16 protein-coding genes are annotated in these 18,064 nt (G+C 49.6%); 2 read left to right on the top strand and 14 right to left on the bottom strand.

The window, feature by feature from the left end; translation table 11 throughout:
• Positions 1–8: 8 nt before the first annotated feature.
• From polA to citZ, 13 genes are all read right to left on the bottom strand, one after another.
• Complete coding sequence (polA, locus tag I8U17_RS02975; protein ID WP_198059009.1) at positions 9–2,672, bottom strand: DNA polymerase I; 2,664 nt, start codon at positions 2,670–2,672, stop codon at positions 9–11.
• A gap of 204 nt (positions 2,673–2,876) precedes the next feature.
• Entirely contained in the window at positions 2,877–3,536 is a 660-nt protein-coding gene (gene phoU / locus I8U17_RS02970; protein WP_232330856.1) for a phosphate signaling complex protein PhoU, read from the bottom strand.
• A 26-nt stretch (positions 3,537–3,562) separates the two neighbouring features.
• Positions 3,563–4,318: a phosphate ABC transporter ATP-binding protein PstB gene (pstB, locus tag I8U17_RS02965; RefSeq protein WP_198059008.1), complete on the bottom strand. Its 756-nt coding sequence runs from the start codon at positions 4,316–4,318 to the stop codon at positions 3,563–3,565.
• A gap of 22 nt (positions 4,319–4,340) precedes the next feature.
• Complete coding sequence (gene pstB / locus I8U17_RS02960; RefSeq protein ID WP_370589205.1) at positions 4,341–5,111, bottom strand: phosphate ABC transporter ATP-binding protein PstB; 771 nt, start codon at positions 5,109–5,111, stop codon at positions 4,341–4,343.
• Between the two features lie 66 nt (positions 5,112–5,177).
• Positions 5,178–6,068 carry a phosphate ABC transporter permease PstA gene (gene pstA, locus I8U17_RS02955; protein ID WP_033101120.1) on the bottom strand — a complete coding sequence of 297 codons (891 nt, stop codon included), beginning with the start codon at positions 6,066–6,068 and terminating at the stop codon, positions 5,178–5,180.
• Position 6,069: 1 nt separating this feature from the next.
• Positions 6,070–7,008: a phosphate ABC transporter permease subunit PstC gene (gene pstC, locus I8U17_RS02950; RefSeq protein ID WP_198059007.1), complete on the bottom strand. Its 939-nt coding sequence runs from the start codon at positions 7,006–7,008 to the stop codon at positions 6,070–6,072.
• Positions 7,009–7,081: 73 nt separating this feature from the next.
• Positions 7,082–7,975, bottom strand: a complete 894-nt coding sequence (locus I8U17_RS02945; protein ID WP_198059006.1) for a phosphate ABC transporter substrate-binding protein — start codon at positions 7,973–7,975, stop codon at positions 7,082–7,084.
• Positions 7,976–8,273: 298 nt separating this feature from the next.
• Positions 8,274–10,004 (bottom strand): two-component system histidine kinase PnpS, encoded by a 1,731-nt coding sequence (pnpS, locus tag I8U17_RS02940; RefSeq protein WP_198059005.1) that lies wholly within the window; start codon positions 10,002–10,004, stop codon positions 8,274–8,276.
• The gene (locus tag I8U17_RS02935; protein ID WP_033101117.1) at positions 10,001–10,714 is read right to left on the bottom strand and encodes a response regulator transcription factor; all 714 of its coding nucleotides are present in this window, start codon (positions 10,712–10,714) and stop codon (positions 10,001–10,003) included. The genes pnpS and I8U17_RS02935 overlap by 4 nt, the downstream gene beginning before the upstream one ends.
• Positions 10,715–10,938: 224 nt before the next feature.
• Positions 10,939–11,409, bottom strand: a complete 471-nt coding sequence (locus I8U17_RS02930; protein ID WP_052154216.1) for a hotdog family protein — start codon at positions 11,407–11,409, stop codon at positions 10,939–10,941.
• An 88-nt stretch (positions 11,410–11,497) separates the two neighbouring features.
• Positions 11,498–12,436, bottom strand: a complete 939-nt coding sequence (mdh, locus tag I8U17_RS02925) for a malate dehydrogenase (RefSeq protein ID WP_033101116.1) — start codon at positions 12,434–12,436, stop codon at positions 11,498–11,500.
• Between the two features lie 23 nt (positions 12,437–12,459).
• Positions 12,460–13,755, bottom strand: coding sequence for an NADP-dependent isocitrate dehydrogenase (gene icd / locus I8U17_RS02920; protein ID WP_198055408.1), 1,296 nt, complete (start codon positions 13,753–13,755; stop codon positions 12,460–12,462).
• A 74-nt stretch (positions 13,756–13,829) separates the two neighbouring features.
• Positions 13,830–14,942 (bottom strand): citrate synthase, encoded by a 1,113-nt coding sequence (gene citZ, locus I8U17_RS02915; RefSeq protein ID WP_033101114.1) that lies wholly within the window; start codon positions 14,940–14,942, stop codon positions 13,830–13,832.
• Positions 14,943–15,377: 435 nt separating this feature from the next.
• On the opposite strand from citZ, the gene ytvI reads away from it, so the two are divergent.
• Both ytvI and I8U17_RS02905 read left to right on the top strand, forming a co-directional pair.
• Positions 15,378–16,502: a sporulation integral membrane protein YtvI gene (gene ytvI / locus I8U17_RS02910; protein WP_033101113.1), complete on the top strand. Its 1,125-nt coding sequence runs from the start codon at positions 15,378–15,380 to the stop codon at positions 16,500–16,502.
• A 200-nt stretch (positions 16,503–16,702) separates the two neighbouring features.
• Positions 16,703–17,647 (top strand): glycerophosphodiester phosphodiesterase family protein, encoded by a 945-nt coding sequence (locus tag I8U17_RS02905; RefSeq protein ID WP_198059004.1) that lies wholly within the window; start codon positions 16,703–16,705, stop codon positions 17,645–17,647.
• A 21-nt stretch (positions 17,648–17,668) separates the two neighbouring features.
• Here I8U17_RS02905 and I8U17_RS02900 read toward each other — a convergent pair whose 3' ends face one another.
• Complete coding sequence (locus tag I8U17_RS02900; protein WP_033101112.1) at positions 17,669–18,064, bottom strand: FxsA family protein; 396 nt, start codon at positions 18,062–18,064, stop codon at positions 17,669–17,671.

Genomic DNA, 18,064 nt, shown 5'->3' with positions numbered 1-18,064 from the left:
TCCTCCTGTCACTTCGCTTCATACCAGTTTTTCCCGCAATTGACATCAACCACAAGCGGAACCGACAGTTCAAGAGCGTGTTCCATCACATCCCGGACGAGTTCTTGCATCGCAGGCAGCTCGCTTTCCGGCACTTCCAAAATCAGTTCGTCATGAACCTGAAGCAGCATGCGTCCTTTCAACCCGCGCTCCCGGATCTGCCGGTCAAGGCGAACCATGGCGATCTTAATGATATCCGCTGCCGTCCCCTGAATCGGAGTATTCATCGCCGTCCGCTCGGCAAAACTTCTCTCCCCGAAATTGCGGGAATGGATTTTGGGCAAATAGCGGCGGCGTCCGGATAAAGTGGTCACATAGCCTTCCTGTTTCGCCTGGGCGATAATCGAATCCATATACTTTTTCACCCCAGGGTACGTTTCAAAATAACGCTCAATAAATTCCCGCGCTTCTTTTTGCGGGATATCGAGGCCCTGAGCAAGTCCGTACCCGCTGATCCCGTACACAATCCCGAAGTTGACGGCTTTAGCCTGACGGCGCATCAGGCTGGTCACTTCATCTTCCGCCACGCCGAAAACATCCATCGCTGTCTGCGTATGAATGTCTTTGCCTTCCTTAAACGCTTTTTGCAAATTGGCATCGCCGGAAATATGGGCCAGCACCCTCAGTTCAATTTGCGAATAATCGGCGGAAAGCATGTACCAACCCGGCTCGGACGGGATAAAAATCTGTCGGATTCTCCTCCCTTCCTCCATCCGGATCGGGATGTTTTGCAAGTTGGGTTCCGTCGAGCTCAAGCGGCCGGTTGCGGTGACCGTTTGATTAAACTGGGTGTGGATCTTGCCATCAGATCCAATCTCTTTTTTCAATCCTTCTATATAAGTAGAATACAGTTTTCCTACCTGTCGGTAGTGTAAAATTTTCTCGACAATTTCATGTTGCGGGGCCAGTTTTTCCAGGACATCGGCACTGGTGGAATACCCCGTTTTCGTCTTCTTGATCACCGGCAGGCCCAATTTGTCGAACAGGATTTCTCCCAATTGCTTGGGGGAATTGATGTTGAAAGGCACCCCGGCCAGTTCGTAAATCTCCTCCTGAAGCAAATCCATGCTCCGTTTCAGCTCCACCCCGAGCTCGTCCAAGCGTTCCCGATTAACCAAAACCCCGTGCCTCTCCATGTTGGCCAGCACGGCAGCCAGGGGCATCTCCAAATCAAACATCAGCGCATCCAATCCGGCCTCTTGCAATTGCCGGTCAAGCACTGGATACACTTGATAAATCGCTCTGGCTTTGCGAGCCAGATGTTTTTCCAATTCCTCTCCCTGCAACTGGCGACGTTTGGCCCCTTTTCCGTAGACTTCCTCATCAGAAGGCAGGTAACCCGCTTCAGCCCGTTTCACGATTTCATTCAGTTCCATCTGCGACTCCGACGGATCCAGCAAATAGGCGGCCAACAGCACATCAAAGGAAAGGCCGGCCACATCGAGTTCCTTTCGCTTCAGCGCGAGACTCGTCTTTTTGACGTCGTAAACCACCTTGTGTCGTTCGCCGTCCGCCAGATATTCGCGAAACGCCTGCCAGTCCATAGCCTCTTCAATCGGAATGTAGAGCTGTTTTTCCCCGTCTGACAGTGCCAGGCCGATCACATCGGAATGGTGCGGATTTTCCCCGGTCATCTCCACAAACAGCGCCAATCCGCTTTGTTTTAAAAACGGTTCCCACTCGTCCCGCGCTTCCTCGCCAAATACTGTCACTGATTCGATCGCGTCCTGTTCTTCACAGACGGTCTTCGTCTCCTCTTCATCGGCGCCGCTGAACTTCTTCAAGCGATCCAGGAGCGTTTTAAATTCCACTTTCCGGAAGAAGTCGGCAATCCGGTTCACATCCAATTCCGCCAGCAGCAGATCTTCCAATTGCAGATCAAGGGGAACTTCCGTGTAAATCGTCGCCAGCTTTTTGCTCAACAAGGCTTGATCACGGTATGTTTCCACTTTTTCCCGCAATTTTTCCCCGGGCAACTCGCTCACATGGTCAACGATCTCTTCCACGGTCGGAAATTGTTTAAGCAGTTTCAGCGCTGTTTTTTCTCCCACTCCGGGGATGCCGGGAATATTGTCGGAAGCGTCTCCCATCAATCCCTTCAGATCAATAATCTGTTGCGGGGTCAATCCATACCGGTCCGCCACGGCCTTCCGGTCGTACCGTTCCGTCTCGGTGACGCCTTTTCGGGTGAGCAATACGTTCACTTGCTCATTCACCAATTGCAGCAAGTCTTTATCCCCGCTGACGATCAGGACTTCCAAATCCTTGCCGGCCCCTGCGCGGGCAAGTGTCCCGATAATATCATCGGCTTCATAATTCTCAATCGCATAATGCCGAATGCCAAACGCGTCAAGCATTTCCCGGACAAGCGGCATTTGCTCGGCCAGCTCTCCCGGCGTTTTTTGCCGTGTTCCCTTGTATTCCTGGTAATCTTGATGCCGAAACGTCGTTTTTCCGGCGTCAAAGGCAACCAGCATATGCGTCGGTTTTTCTTCTTCCAACACCTTCAGCAACATCATGGTGAATCCATAAACGGCATTGGTGTAGATTCCGCTCGAGTTGGTCAGGAGCGGCAATGCAAAAAACGCCCGGTAAGCAATACTATTGCCATCGATCAACACCAGTTTACCCACTTTTTTCACACCTTTATCCTTAATTCGCCTTTTCCGGTCCGTTTGTACAGGTTCAGGTCAACATTCTCATTCTATCATGCCCGTTTCCCCTCCTTCCAGCAAATTGGTAACAAGTTCCGAACAAATGATCCTACTTCAAAAAACAGAAAAAAAACCGCCTCCGCCGAAGCGGAAACAGTTTGCCCGCGATTCCCCCAATCAGGCTCAGTTCAGATCAGCCTGTTTTCCTGTTTCGATATAGATGATGTTTTCCGCAATATTGGTGGCGTGATCAGCGATCCGCTCCAGATAACGTGCGACAAAGCAGCATTTTAACGCAACCTCGGCATAACGGTTACCGGTCGGAAAGTACACTTTCATCTCCTTAACAATGGAATCATATAGCCGGTCCACCTCATCATCGTCTTCGGCCAATCGTTGGGCCAACATCGTATTTCCGTCTATATAGCTGTTAATCCCGTCATTCACCATTTTCTGAACCCGTTTGGACATGGTTACGATTTCTTGCAAAGGATTAAACTCCGGAAAATTCATTTTCGCCAAGGAAATCGTCTCGATGGCGATATCTTTCGCCAGGTCTCCCATTCTTTCCATGTCGGCCGCTATTTTCAGCGCAGAGATCAGTTTTCGCAAGTCACCGGCAACCGGCTGTTGTGTTGCAATCAGTTTTGCCACCAGTTCATCGATCTGAACCTCGATTTCATCGATCTGACTGTCTTGCCTGACAATCTCATCCGCCAACAGCTCATCGCGGCCGACAAGTGCTCTCATTGCTTTATCTATCGCAATTTCAATATGGGCTCCCATTTTCAGGAGCATCGCCTGCACATCGTTTAACGACTGGTCAAATTGGCGCGTAATCATGTCCGTCCTCCCATCCCCGTGCGAGCCTATCCAAATCGTCCGCTGATATAATCTTCCGTGCGCGGATCACTTGGATTGGTAAAGATCTGATCCGTAGGACCGCTTTCGACAATTTCTCCGTTCAAAAAGAAAACGGCAGTATCGGATACGCGTGCTGCTTGTTGCATATTGTGTGTCACGATAATAATGGTGTACTGGTCTTTCAGCCTCATGATCAATTCTTCCAACCGTTCAGTGGAAATGGGGTCCAATGCGGATGCAGGCTCATCCATCAGAATCACTTCCGGCTGCACCGCCAATACCCTGGCCAGTACCAGGCGCTGTTGCTGTCCTCCGGACATTCCCAAGGCGGAGCGGTGCAAACGATCTTTCACTTCGTCCCATAAATTGGCCTCCGTCAGTGTCCGTTCCACGATCTCATCCAATCTCTTTTTATCCCTGATTCCGTGTAGTCTCGGCCCATAGGCGACGTTGTCATAGATGGAAAGCGGAAACGGATGGGGCTGTTGAAACACCATCCCCACCTTCTTCCGCAATTCCACCAGATCCACTTTTTCACCATAAATATTTTGACCGTCGATATGGATCGTTCCGGTCGTTCGCACACCCTTGATCATATCGTTCATGCGATTGATACTGCGCAAAAATGTGGACTTGCCGCAGCCCGATGGACCGATCAGTGCGGTAACCTGATTTTCTGCGAGATCAAGATCAATATTTTTCAATGCATGATTGGTTCCATAGTAAAGCTGAAAACAGCGAACACGAACTTTTTGCGACATCCTTCCCCCTCCTTTCCCCCGCTTAACCAAACCGCCCTGTCAAATAATCTTCCGTCTCTTTTTTCCTGGGATTAACAAACAATACATCCGTCCGGTCATGTTCAATCAATTCTCCCATGTAAAAATAGGCGGTGTAATCGGAGATGCGGGCAGCCTGCTGCATATTGTGCGTCACGATGGCGATGGTAAACTCGTTCTTCAACTCTTGGACCAACTCTTCGATTTTTCCTGTTGAAACCGGGTCAAGGGCGGAAGCAGGCTCATCAAGCAGGATAATCTTGGGCTTCATGGCAATGGCCCGGGCAATGCACAAGCGCTGTTGTTGCCCGCCGGACAACGCCAGGGCGGAAGTATGCAAACGATCTTTCACTTCATCCCACAATCCCGTTTTTCTCAAGCTTTCCTCGACCAACTTCTCTTGTTCCTTCTTGGAAATGCCGTAAAGGCGGGGAGCAAACACGATATTTTCATAAATGGATTTGGCAAATGGATTGGGCCGTTGGAAAACCATGCCGATCTGGCGGCGAAGCTGAGTCACATTAATTCTGGAATCGTTGATATTCACACCTTCGACCAAAATCTTGCCCATTACTCTTGTCCCGGGAATCATATCATTCATCCGGTTAAGGCAGCGCAAAAAAGTGGACTTTCCACAACCGGATGGGCCGATTAATGCTGTCACCGTGTTTTGATATAGCGGAAGATTGACTTGTTTAATCGCATGCTTTTCACCATAATAGACATCCAAATCCAGTGTTTCCAGCTGGATCGGCCGCGTTTCATCCGTCAACAACGATCTTCCATCGGTTTTCGGCTGGAACCGGAAAGGGGTGATTAATTTTTCCATCCGCCATCCTCCTCACCTTGTCGAAGTCAAACGGGCATGGATCAGGCGCCCAAACCACCGTGCAAACAAATTAAAAATCAATACGGCGATGACCAGCAGTGCAGAGGCCCCGCTGGCAATCTCTTTCGCATCCGGAACAATTCCCTCGGAATTGATTTTCCAGATGTGAACTGCCAGCGTCGATGCCGGCCGGAAAGGATTGAGGGGTGAAACAGGCGAGGTAATATCCCAATTGCTGAAATCGAGATCAGGCGAAGACATCCCCGCCGTGAACATCAGTGCCGCCGCTTCCCCAAACACCCGTCCGGCCGCCAGGATCGTTCCTGTCAAAATGCCGGGAAGCGCCGCCGGCAAAAGAACTTTGACAATGGTGTGCCAATGGGTGACTCCCAAAGCAAAACTCGCTTCTTTTTGTTCCCGGGGCACGGTTCCGAGCGCCTGCTCCACAATCCTTACCATCAACGGCAGATTAAACACTGTCAGCGTCAACGCGCCGGCAGCCAAAGAGAACCCCCAACCGGTGTATTGGACAAATACCATCAATCCAAACAATCCGACAACAATGGAAGGAAGGGATGATAATACCTCAATGCTTAACCGCAGGACATTCGTAAGTTGACCCGGTTTGGCATACTCCGCCAGATAAATTCCGCCGCCGAGACCGAGGGGAACGGTGATGATCATGGTTAAAACAAGCAGATAAAAGGAGTTAAACAGCTGGGGGCCGACTCCTCCGCCGCCGGTTAAAACCGAACCCGGCGCTTCGGTAACAAAATCCCAATTGATCACATGCAAACCTTTAAACAAAATAAAACCGATCATCCCGGCCAAAATGCCAATTATTAGGATGGCGATCAAATAAAAACAGAGAGTCGCGATCCGGTCTGTCACCTTCGCCCTCATATCAAACCTCTCTCCTTCGCGCAATAAAACGGATTGCCAGGATCAAGATGAGAGTCATCAGCAGCAAAATAAGCGCCATCGACCATAAGACGTTGTTATAAGTGGATCCTTGCACCGTATTTCCCATATTGAGTGTAATCACGCTCGTCAATGTGCTCATCGGTTTCAGCAGGTGAAAAGGGAGATCCGCCGTATTTCCGATCACCATTTGCACGGCGAGCGCTTCGCCGAATGCGCGGGCAATCCCCAAAACGACAGCGGTCAGCAATCCCGGCTGTGCCACGCGGATTACCAGCCCGGAAATCGTTTGCCATCTCGTCGCTCCCAATGCATAGGAACCTTCACGGATCCCCTGCGGAACCGAATGGATGGCATCGGCACTGATACTGATGATCGTCGGCAAAATCATGACCGACAAGACGATGATCCCGGCCAACAAGCCAAATCCCACCTCGCCGAAAATCGAACGAAGAGCCGGGACGATGAGGGTAAGCCCGATAAAACCATACACAACCGACGGAATGCCCACCAGGATTTCCACCGCAGGCTGCAAGATTTTCCGGCCTGCCTTCGGAGCGATCTCCGTCATGAAAAGAGCGGCCCCAATTCCAAGCGGCCCGCTGATCACGGCCGAACCCAGGGCCACCATCAGCGATCCCAGGATAAAATCGAGGGCGCCGTATTGCGGTCCGCCCTGCTCAGCAGATAAAGAAGGCCCCCAATTGCCGGAAAAGAAGTCGGCGAGGGTAACCTCTCCGTGAAGAAAAGGGGCGATCCCTTTGGAAGCGATAAAGTAAAGCAACGAAAACAGGGTGATGATCAATACCCATGCACTGACCAGCGTCATCACTTTTCCTCTGTATTCAATGCGAGTCCATTTCTGATTCGGTTTGGTCAGCTCTTTTTCCATCGATGAAACGCGAACGGCTGCTTGTTCCATCTTCCCACACCCTTTCCGAATAAACAGCACAAGGGATAGAGAGAATTCTATCCCGCGCTTGAATCATCAATCTTTACTCCGGTTTGACACTCCCGTCGGCATCACGCTCCACCTTCATTTGGCTGACGGGAATATACTCCCTTTTTTTGACCAGCGCTTGTCCTTCCCCGGAGAGGATATATTGAATAAAAGCATTTTCCGTTTTGCTGTTTTTGCCGTTTTTATTGGTGTACATATGCTCATAGGACCAAACTTTCCATTTGTTCGTACAGACATTTTGGTTGGTCGGTTCGACACCGTCCAGCTTCAAAGCTTTCACCGAGGAGTCGATATAGGAGAAAGCGAGATATCCAATCGCACCCGGCGTTTCGGAGACGATCTTGCGCACCGTGCCGGAAGAATCTTCTTCAATGCCTCCCTTCGCGCGGAACTCCGTATTTCCTTTCAAAGCATATTTGGCAAATGTCGCCCGGGTTCCGGAACTTTCCGGACGGTTGACCAACACGACAGGCAGGTCTTTTCCCCCGATCTCTTTCCAATTTTTGATTTTGCCCGTGAAAATGTCGATCAGCTGCTGCTGGGTTAGGTTATCCACACCCACATCGGGGTTGACAACCGGTGCGAAACCGACGACAAACAATTTATGATCAACCAATTGGGATGGGTCGATATTCTCATTCGATTTTTCTTCCGCAAACAAATCGGAATTGCCGATGTCGGCCGTATCATTCATCACCGAACTGAGTCCCTGTCCGCTTCCCCCGCCTTGAACATTGATTTGGACGTTTGGATTTTTGGCGGAATATGCTTTGCCCGCTTCCTCAACCAAGGGTTGCATGGCCGTAGAGCCAACGATGGTTAAAGAACCGCCTGCCTGCTGTTGTCCGGACGTACCCTCGCTGCAACCTGTCAGCGCTCCGAATGCCAAGGCAAATACGCCTCCAAGTAAGAGACTTTTTTTCAACATGATGAAAAGTTCCCCCTAATCAACGTCATGATCATCGCAAAAACAATGATTTCAATTTGAACTATAATCTACTTCTTTTATATAAAAATGAATGCGATGTAAATGTTTGATAAACAAAAAAAGGGCATCTGCCCTTTCTACAGCGATCAGGCGGTTCAGATACCTTGAATACAGAAATTTTTAACAATAACATGCACAATTGGGTTTCGCACTTCTAAAAGCGAAACGCAGCGGCCGATCAAACCATCAGTCTGATCCGCCGCTGCATTCTCTGTAAAAGAATTATTTCGCCGTACAGTCAATCAGACGGGGATAACGGAAAAGTGAGGATAAACGACGTCCCTTCCCCCACCTTGCTCTCGACCTGAATTTTCCCATGGTGCACTTCGACCAGGTGCTTGACGATCGCCAGACCGAGGCCGGTACCACCCGAATTTCGCGCCCGTGCTTTGTCGACGCGGTAAAACCGTTCAAAAATGCGAGGAAGATCACTCTCCGGAATACCGATCCCTGAATCGCCGATGATCAATTGCCAATCTGATTTTCTCCGCCGCGCTACCACGGTGATATGCCCTCCCGCAGGGGTATAGTGAATGGCATTGGTCAGCAAGTTTAAGATAATCTGCCGGAAACGGTCAGGATCCACCTCAACCTCAAACAGCTCGTCGATCTCAATCGTCAGATTTTGGTCTTTGGCCTTCAACTGATCCCGCACCATTTTTTGGGCAGAGTAAATCAGCGTATCAACCGGGACTATTTCGGTCTTCAAATGAAATTGTTTGGATTCGATCCGGGACAAATCGAGCAAGTCGCCGATTAATCGCTGCAACCGCAAACTCTCCTCATGGATGATTTGCAAAAATTCCTGACATGTCTCCCGGTCGTGCATCGCCCCGTCCAGCAGCGTTTCGGCAAATCCGCGAATGGAAGTGATCGGGGTTTTCAATTCATGTGAAACATTGGCCACAAAATCCCTGCGCAGTTGCTCCAAGCGGCGGATGGCCGTCAAATCATGGAAAACCACAACCACACCGACACCGTTTTTCTCCACCCACATCGGAGTGAGATGCGCGAGCAACATCCGTTCTTCAGGGTAATAGAGATGAATCTCTTTCCGCAGGCGAATGCCCGATTCGGCACACTCGGTGATCAATTCGCTCAGATCATAGGGATAACTCAGCTTCTTGTAAGAATGGCCGATCAAATCAGACGCCGGCATGGAGAACATGCGTTCAAAGGCGCGGTTGGCCAGGCTGACATTTCCCGTCGGGTCCACCATGATCAGGCCGCTTTCCATCGATTCAATCACACTGTTCAATCTTCGTTCAGACTTGCGAATCGTTTCCATCTGCTTTTGCAAACTGCGGGCCATCCGGTTGATCGCCTGCCCCAGATGGGCGACCTCATCCCGTCCCTCCTGCTGAACCCGGCGATAAAAACGTTTCTCCGCGATATCCCTGGCGACTTGCGTGATTTCTTCAAGCGGGCGGGTCACTCCGCTGGCGATGCGCGAACTGAAAAAAGCGGCCAATGCATAGGCGAACAAGAGTCCAAGAGCCAGTGAGAACCAAACTTGATGCAAAGAACGATTGACTTCCCGGATGTCCAATGATAAGCGAACAGCCCCCACGATATGACCATTCCGTTCGACAGGTAATGCCGCATGTAAAAAGTCATTGCGGATGGTCGGATCGGGAATGTGGTTTTTCAGGGCTTCTGCCACTTCCGTAAACTCTTTGCCGTCGAACGATTTCCCTTCAGAGTCGCCAAGCACCCGTCCGTTCCGGTCAAAAAAGGTAACCCTCACGTCAAGCGTCTGTGCATAGACCTGCGCCTGATGCTGTAACGATCTGTCTGAATCCCACCGGGTTGTTTCCGCCAGCATTTTCCCTTCTTTTTGCAAACGGCCGGACAGGGAATCCAGATAGGATGTTTGTAACAGAAGCGCGACAAAAATCCCTGTCCCGAGAACGGAACAGCCGATTAAAAGCAGAAATGACCAGGTAATTTTCGCTTTTAACGTTTTCATGCTCGTTTCGGGCCTTCAAATTTGTAACCGATTCCCCGAACGGTTTTAATGAAGAAAGGATTTTTAGAATCGGTTTCAATCTTATCCCTGAGGTGGCTGACATGGACATCCACGATCCGTGAATCGCCGACATAATCATAATTCCATACCGCATTGAGCAATTGGTCGCGCGATAGCACTTTTCCCCGATGATTGGCCATATACAACAGAAGTTCAAATTCCTTCGGCGTCAGTTCGATTTCTTCCCCGCTTCTGCTCACAACATATCCTTCCGGGTCGATCTCCAGGTCACCGATCTTGATCAGCTCTTGATGCTCCCCGCTTCCGAGATTCTTTTTCAGCTGATCCACCCGTCGGAAAATCGCTTTCACCCTCGCTGTCAGCTCACGGGGACTGAACGGCTTGGTCATGTAATCATCGGCGCCCAATTCAAGCCCCAGCACTTTGTCGAATTCATCTGTTTTCGCAGTCAGCATCAGGATGGGGATATGGGTTTTTTCCTGCCGCATCCGGCGACACACTTCCAAACCGTCAACTTTGGGCAACATCAGATCCAAAACAACCAGATCCGGTTGGCTTTTTTCGAGCATCGCCAGTGCCATCTGGCCATCATAAGCGACTTCCACTTCATATCCTTCTTTTTCCAAATTAAACTGCACCAGTTTGACAATCGATGCTTCATCATCAACGACCAGGATCTTCTTACCCAAGGTGATCCCTCACTCTCCGAAATCATGTTTGAACAAAATAAATCATACCATAACAAAGTTAAGATTCCGTTAAAAATGGCACCCAATACATCGGGTACCAAATAAATGCATTCTTTTCTGTCATCCCTGTTGAATCGCTGACACCGGCAACAGCCACTCGTTTGCATGTCAGTTTTTTCACTTTTGGAAGCGCTGTCAAAAAAGAGCCTGCTTTGTTTCTCTTTTCAGAAATTATCTAGCAAACCTTGGAGCGGTTTGAGCGGTTCGGGCGGCACAACGGAGAATTCGCAATTCAAAATCACCTTCTCTCCTCTTCGAGCGCTTGCCTCTATGATAATCCGCTTCTCAGTCTCGATTTTGCCGGCAACTTGCAAATACAGTTCCATTTCTTCGTCGAGATGGGCCACTCCCGGCATGTTCACCTTCATTTCCCGAACGACGCTCCCCGGGCCAGGCAATCGCGTGGAAACGAGCGCGGTCAACCAGCCGACAAGCAACCCCGGCGGTACGATCACCCGTTCAAATGGCGTTTGTCCAGCATAATTTTCCGTCAAATACAGCGGGTTAAAATCACCGGCGATCCCAAGATAGCCGAGCACATCACGAAGCTCGACAATTCGTTTTTGCACGACGCTCTCTCCGATTTGCACCTGATCAAAGCATTGGCCATCTGTCAAAATTCTCCCAAAATCCAATCGAATCCCCTCCTTATGTATATTTTTATTTTACTTAAAAAAGAAGCCCGGAGGAAGGCACCCCGGGCAATTCGTTTCTCCGATTATTTCAATTTAAAACTTTCATCACTTTGCGCACGGACTCAGCAGATTTATCGAGTGCTTTTTTCTCTTCGTCTGTCAATTCAAGCACGATCACTTTCTCCAAACCGTTGCCGCCCAAAATGGTCGGTACACCGAGATAGAGGTCATTGTAACCGTACTCCCCTTCAAGGTAGGCAACAGCCGGCAGAATGCGCTTTTTATCTTTCAGGATCGCTTCCGCCATTTGCACGAGAGAGGCCGCCGGTGCGTAATACGCGCTTCCGTTGCCCAGCAGGCCGACGATTTCACCGCCGCCTTTCCGCGTGCGCTCGACAATCGCTTCCAAACGCTCTGCCGGAATCAGTTTTTCCAGCGGAATGCCGCCTGCATAAGAGTAACGCACGAGCGGAACCATATCATCCCCGTGTCCGCCGAGCACAAATCCGGTCACATCTTCAACCGACACATTCAGCTCCTGCGCCACAAAAGTGCGGAAACGTGCAGTATCCAGGACACCGGATTGACCGATTACGCGGTTTTTCGGAAAGCCGGAGGTGCGGTAGACTTCATAAGTCATGGCGTCAACCGGGTTTGTCAGGACGATGATGATACAATTCGGCGAATACTTCACAACATTCTCCGTTACCGAACGGACGATCCCCGCGTTGATGTTGACCAGATCATCCCGGCTCATTCCCGGTTTGCGGGCCATTCCTGCAGTGATGATCACCACGTCGGAATCTTTGGTATCTTCATAGTTGCTCGTACCGATGATGTTGGCATCGAATCCTTGCACCGGGCTTGCCTCAAGCATGTCTAACGCTTTTCCCTTGGTTGGGCCTTCCGCTTGGGGAATATCAACCAATACGACATCGCCCAGTTCTTTTTGAGCCAGCATAAGCGCTGTGGTACTTCCGGTAAATCCTGCACCGATGACGGAAATTTTTCTGCGACGAATGGCCATCTTCGTTTCCTCCTTCAATCCACTTACATATTTTTAATCAGATGATCGGCGAACTCGGAGCATTTCACTTCGGTCGCCCCTTCCATCAGACGGGCAAAATCATAGGTGACCGTTTTTTCACGGATGGTTTTGCCCATGGCTGCATAGATTAAATCGGCTGCTTCTTGCCATCCCAAGTGCTCCAGCATCAGGACGCCGGACAAAATAACCGAACCGGGGTTAACTTTATCCAGGCCGGCGTATTTGGGAGCCGTGCCGTGAGTCGCCTCAAAGATGGCATGGCCCGTGCTGTAATTGATATTGGCACCCGGAGCGATCCCGATTCCGCCCACCTGTGCGGCCAGCGCATCGGAAATGTAATCCCCGTTCAAATTGAGTGTGGCGATTACATCATACTCGGCCGGACGGGTTAAAATCTGCTGCAGGAATGCATCGGCAATCACATCTTTTACGATCACTTTTCCTTCTGCTTCCGCTTTGGCCTGAGCGCTGTTCGCCGCATCCGTTCCTTTTTCCGCCTTGATGCGGTCATATTCAGCCCAGGTAAAGACGCGATCCTTGTAGTCACGCTCTGCCACTTCATAACCCCAGTTTTTAAATGACCCTTCGGTAAACTTCATAATATTTCCTTTATGTACCAGGGTTACGCTTTTGCGCCCGTGGCGAAGTGCATACTCAATCGCAGCTTTTACCAGCCGTTCGGTTCCTTCACGCGAAACCGGTTTAATGCCGATTCCGGAAGTTTCCGGGAATCGAATTTTCTTGACGCCCATTTCCTCTTGCAAGAAGCGAATCACTTTTTTTACTTCTTCGGATTCGGCTTCCCACTCAATCCCTGCGTAAATATCTTCCGAGTTTTCCCGGAAAATGACCATATCGACATCTTGCGGGCGTTTGACAGGGGAGGGGACACCTTCAAAGTAACGAACAGGACGGAGGCAGACATAAAGATCGAGCTCCTGGCGCAAAGCGACATTCAGGGAGCGGATTCCTCCGCCTACAGGTGTGGTGAGCGGTCCCTTGATGGCAACCAAATACTCGCTGATCGCGCTCAGGGTGTCTTCGGGCAGCCATTCCCCAAATTTTTGGTATGCCTTTTCACCGGCGAATACCTCATACCAAGCAATCTCTTTTTTTCCGTTGTACGCCTTTTTCACGGCCGCGTCAAGCACGCGTTTGGCGGCAGCCCAGATATCCGGCCCCGTCCCGTCTCCCTCGATAAAGGGAATGATCGGTTGATCCGGAACATTCAGCTTTCCGTTTTCCACGGTTATTTTTTCCCCTTTGACCGGGGCTTCAAGATGTTTAAATTGTGCCATGCTACCACTCCTGACTTTATAGATCGAAGAAAGGACGGTAAAAAACCCCGTCCCATTTATTCTAAACGATTTTCTCAGCGTTGGTCGATTGGAACATATGACTGGTTGGTCAGTCCGGTGTATTCTGCACGTGGCCTGATGAGACGGTTATTCGCATATTGTTCCAGTACATGCGCGGTCCAGCCGGTCACACGGCTCATGGCAAAAATCGGCGTGAACAGATCGCGCGGGATTCCAAGGTAGGTATAAACCGATGCAGAATAGAAATCAACATTCGGCTTCAAGCCTTTTTTCTCATATACCAGCTTTTCGATGGCGGCAGACATTTCATACCACAGGGAGTTCCCGCTTTGCTCGGCCAAGCGGCGAGACATTTCACGCAAGTGTTTGGCGCGCGGATCACCATCTTTATAAACGCGGTGGCCAAATCCCATGATTTTTTCTTTGTTGTCCAGCTTACTTTGGATATACGGCTCGATCCGTTCAAAAGTACCAATTTCTTCAAGCATTGCCATCACGCGCTCATTGGCTCCGCCGTGCAACGGACCTTTCAGGGTACCGATGGCAGTCGTGATCGAGGAGTACAGATCCGACAGGGTTCCAGTTGTGACGCGGGCGGCAAACGTAGAAGCGTTCAATTCATGGTCTGCATGGAGTACCAGCGCTTTATCAAAAGCTTTAACAGACACATCCGAAGGAATTTCTCCATTGAGCATATAGAGAAAATTGGCGGCAAAGCCCAGTTCTGCTTTCGGAGAAACCGGTTCCAATCCTTGGCGAATACGAGCGATCGCCGTGATAATGGTCGGCAATTTTGCCGTCAATTTAATCGCCTTAATATAATTGGCATCCTCACTGTTTACTTCTGCCTCTTCATCATAAAGAGCAAGGGCGGAAACAGCTGTTCGGAGGAGTGACATCGGATGGACGTTCTTCGGATACGCTTTCAATTGTTGCAAAAGTTCATCAGGAATGGATGCGTGCTGGCTCAGATCCTTTTTCAATTGGTCGAGCTCGGATCGGGTCGGCAATTTGCCGTGCCACAAGAGGTAAGCCACTTCCTCGAAATTGGCATATACCGCCAAATCATCAATATTATACCCGCGGTAGGTGAGTACGCCATCCACGATGGAGCTAATTCCAGAAGTACAAGCAACTACGCCTTCTAACCCTTTAGCAACCGTCATATGATCCGCTCCTTTTCTGAAAACTTGCAAGAGGGCACTCTGACTTAAAACTTGCAATTGAAATGTTTAAGACAAGAGACGATGAATGAATCATCATTCTCTTTATTTATTATAAAATATCTTTTTGAGTAAAACAGCACTTGTTCGTATTTACACAAATTTTGCAAGATTCGAGTGCAGGAATCAAGTACAATGTTTGCCCTTAATATCACTTAAGTATGCAATATTAAAGGAGAGTCAGTTTTTTTGGTCAGTGCCCACTCTTCCTACCGTTTTTTATTTTATCATAAATTGAACAAATTCGCACATAACGCGTATTTATTTATTTTTAACATGCGCACCCTGAAAGTGGAAGATAACTGGACTTCACTGTGGATTTCAACAAAAAATGGTATAATGAGTCAGAAAGGATTACACACGAGGGGGTCCATACAGATGAATTTAAACCCTTGGGTTGGACCGGTTACCCGAGCCGTCATCGTGCTGGCAATCATTATTTGTACATATTTGCTCATCTCCTTTGCCCTCCCTCTGGTTTATCCGTTTTTGATCGGCTGGCTCATCGCCATGGCAATCGAACCGATGGTCAGGTGGCTTGAACGGCGGGCCCGTATGCCCCGTTGGGCGGGTGTCACTGTGATTCTGTTTATATTGCTGGTTCTCCTGAGTTCTTTACTGATTTTCATCGTGGCCGAAGTGGTCGTTGAACTGGCCAAGCTGGCCGAATTTCTGCCGGTTCTGTTTAACAAGGTCGGCCAGATGGTCGTGGGTACATTTACCAAAAATCAGGACTTTCAGCGGATCATCGACACCGTTCAGTCCTATTTGGAAAAAAATCCCGAACATCAACAGCGCATTGCTTCCAGTATCCAGGAGAACATCGGCATTCTTGCCAATAAAGGGACGGAGATGATCACCGACATTCTCTCGGGAATCGGGTCGTTCCTCAGCAACTTGCCTTACTACATCACCGTGCTGGTTTTTATCACACTGGCTTCGCTGTTTATCGGGCTGGAATGGCCGCGGCTCCGCTCGATCTTGATTTCGCTTATACCAAACAAGATTCACAAGACAGTCGGCTTTGTGCTGGATGATTTGAAAAGAGCGCTGTTCGGATTTATTCGCGCCCAGCTCACCCTGGTCTCCATCACCGCGTTGATCATGTTTATCGGTCTGGTGATTTTGCGGGTTCCCTACGCCTTTACGATCGCCATCATCGTGGGTGTCGTCGACCTGCTCCCTTATCTCGGGGTCGGGGCAGTGGTCATTCCTTGGATTATCTATCTTTTCCTGACCGGAAATATTCACCTCGCTGTCGGGCTGTCGATTGTCTACGGAGTGATTATCATCGTCCGGCAATTGCTGGAACCGAAACTGGTGGCAAGCAATGTGGGAATCGACCCCTTGTTGACGCTGATCGCCCTGTTTATCGGATTAAAGCTGATCGGATTCTTCGGATTGATCTTGGGGCCGGTTACCGTCGTTTTCCTGCAGGCGCTTCATCGCACCCATGTGTTTAAGGACATTTGGCAGTACATTGTTGGCAAACCTGCTGAGTAGGGACTAATACCGGAAACAGGTTGCGTCCCGTACCTTGTATGCTCATCATCCAATCCCATTGCCCGCTTCACGCCAACGGTCAACTCATTCCCCGGGCAATGGGATTCTCTTGCCTGAAATATTTTTTGAAAGATCCGTCATGAAACTCTCCTTTCCACATTGGAAATCTTCACAAATCACCTCTGACAGGAGCCATCAAGATGAAAACAACAAAGAAATGGTTTATCGGCATTCTCATTGCTCTCCTGCTTCTCGTCTTTGTCAATCTGTTGCTGACAACGTTCTTCACCCCGAAAATGCCCACAGTCTTACCGGAACTGGAGCGGCCGGTGCAAATCGCGCATCAGGGCGGGGCATCACTCGCTCCGTCCAATACGATGACAGCCTTTGATCTGGCACATGCGCTTGGCACACCGGTGCTGGATCTGGATCTTCATATGACGAAAGACGGGCATCTGGTAGCCATTCACGATCCGACCGTCAACCGGACGACAAACGGAACGGGTTCGATTAGCAACCATACCCTGAAAGAACTCAAAAATCTGGATGCCGGCTACAAGTTTACCGATTTGCGCGGGGAACATGCCTATCGCGGAATGGGTGTCACGATCCCGACATTGGAAGAGATTTTTCAAACCTACGGCCCCGATTCCTTTTTCAATATCGAGATTAAAGATGATAATCCCGCCGGACAGATTCCGCAAATCGAGCATAAGCTGTGGATGCTCATTCAAAAATATCATCTCGAGCATAAAGTGATCATCAATTCGTTTGATGATGACATCATCCGCTCTTTTAAACAAATATCGCACAGACAGGTCGCACTTGGCGCCAGCCGGGCCGAAGTGAAGCGTTTTGTGATTCTCAGCAAATTGCACTTGTCCGGTTTTTACCGACCGCAAGCCAATGTTCTGGAGATTCCCGTGGAAAACAGCGGCGTCAATTTGCGGGACAAACACTTGATCGAGACGGCACATCGCTTCAACATGCAGGTTTATTATTGGACCATCGACGATAAAAAAACAATGCGGGAATTGCTGAATTTGGGAGCAGACGGCATTTTGACCAACCGTCCGGATCTGTTAAAAGAAGTGGTTGAGGAACAAAAGAAAAAAAGACAGGGGGGCAATGCTGTTGTCAAATGATTTCTTGGCGGCGATGGGAAACTAACGCCGCCAAATCCATATTTCCCCGCGCTCCCATTTGGCGTAAAGCCATCGCTTCAGCAAAAAAGCCACTATTCGGCGCGTATAGGGAAAAATGAGGAAGAAACCGAGAATATCGGAAAAAAATCCGGGCGTCATCATCAGAACGGCTCCGGCAAGGATCGACGCTCCTTCCAGCAGTGTTTCCCCGGGTGGTTCTCCATTTTGCAGTTGCTTCTTCAACAACTGAATCGTCGCCCATCCTTCCCTCTTGGCCAAATATCCCCCGATGATCGCTGTCGCGATCACGCACAGCACGGTCGGAAATGCACCGATCCACTCCCCCACTTTGATCAGTCCCCACAATTCGATGACAGGCACAAGTATGATGGCAAGCACAATGAACCAAAACACCAT

The organism is Thermoactinomyces sp. CICC 10521, assembly GCF_016055135.1.
Classification (GTDB): Bacteria; Bacillota; Bacilli; order Thermoactinomycetales; family Thermoactinomycetaceae; genus Thermoactinomyces_A; species Thermoactinomyces_A daqus.
This window is presented reverse-complemented; position numbering and strand designations above follow the sequence as displayed.

Excerpts from the sequence above, each read along its gene's own strand:
- ytvI (WP_033101113.1), top strand. The coding sequence starts at position 15,378 with ATGAATTTAAACCCTTGGGTTGGACCGGTTACCCGAGCCGTCATCGTG.
- phoU (WP_232330856.1), bottom strand. The coding sequence starts at position 3,536 with ATGATTACGCGCCAATTTGACCAGTCGTTAAACGATGTGCAGGCGATG.
- pstA (WP_033101120.1), bottom strand. The coding sequence starts at position 6,068 with ATGAGGGCGAAGGTGACAGACCGGATCGCGACTCTCTGTTTTTATTTG.
- I8U17_RS02945 (WP_198059006.1), bottom strand. The coding sequence starts at position 7,975 with ATGTTGAAAAAAAGTCTCTTACTTGGAGGCGTATTTGCCTTGGCATTC.
- pstB (WP_198059008.1), bottom strand. The coding sequence starts at position 4,318 with ATGTCGCAAAAAGTTCGTGTTCGCTGTTTTCAGCTTTACTATGGAACC.
- I8U17_RS02900 (WP_033101112.1), bottom strand. The coding sequence starts at position 18,064 with ATGGTGTTTTGGTTCATTGTGCTTGCCATCATACTTGTGCCTGTCATC.
- mdh (WP_033101116.1), bottom strand. The coding sequence starts at position 12,436 with ATGGCCATTCGTCGCAGAAAAATTTCCGTCATCGGTGCAGGATTTACC.
- citZ (WP_033101114.1), bottom strand. The coding sequence starts at position 14,942 with ATGACGGTTGCTAAAGGGTTAGAAGGCGTAGTTGCTTGTACTTCTGGA.
- I8U17_RS02905 (WP_198059004.1), top strand. The coding sequence starts at position 16,703 with ATGAAAACAACAAAGAAATGGTTTATCGGCATTCTCATTGCTCTCCTG.
- icd (WP_198055408.1), bottom strand. The coding sequence starts at position 13,755 with ATGGCACAATTTAAACATCTTGAAGCCCCGGTCAAAGGGGAAAAAATA.
- pnpS (WP_198059005.1), bottom strand. The coding sequence starts at position 10,004 with ATGAAAACGTTAAAAGCGAAAATTACCTGGTCATTTCTGCTTTTAATC.
- pstC (WP_198059007.1), bottom strand. The coding sequence starts at position 7,008 with ATGGAACAAGCAGCCGTTCGCGTTTCATCGATGGAAAAAGAGCTGACC.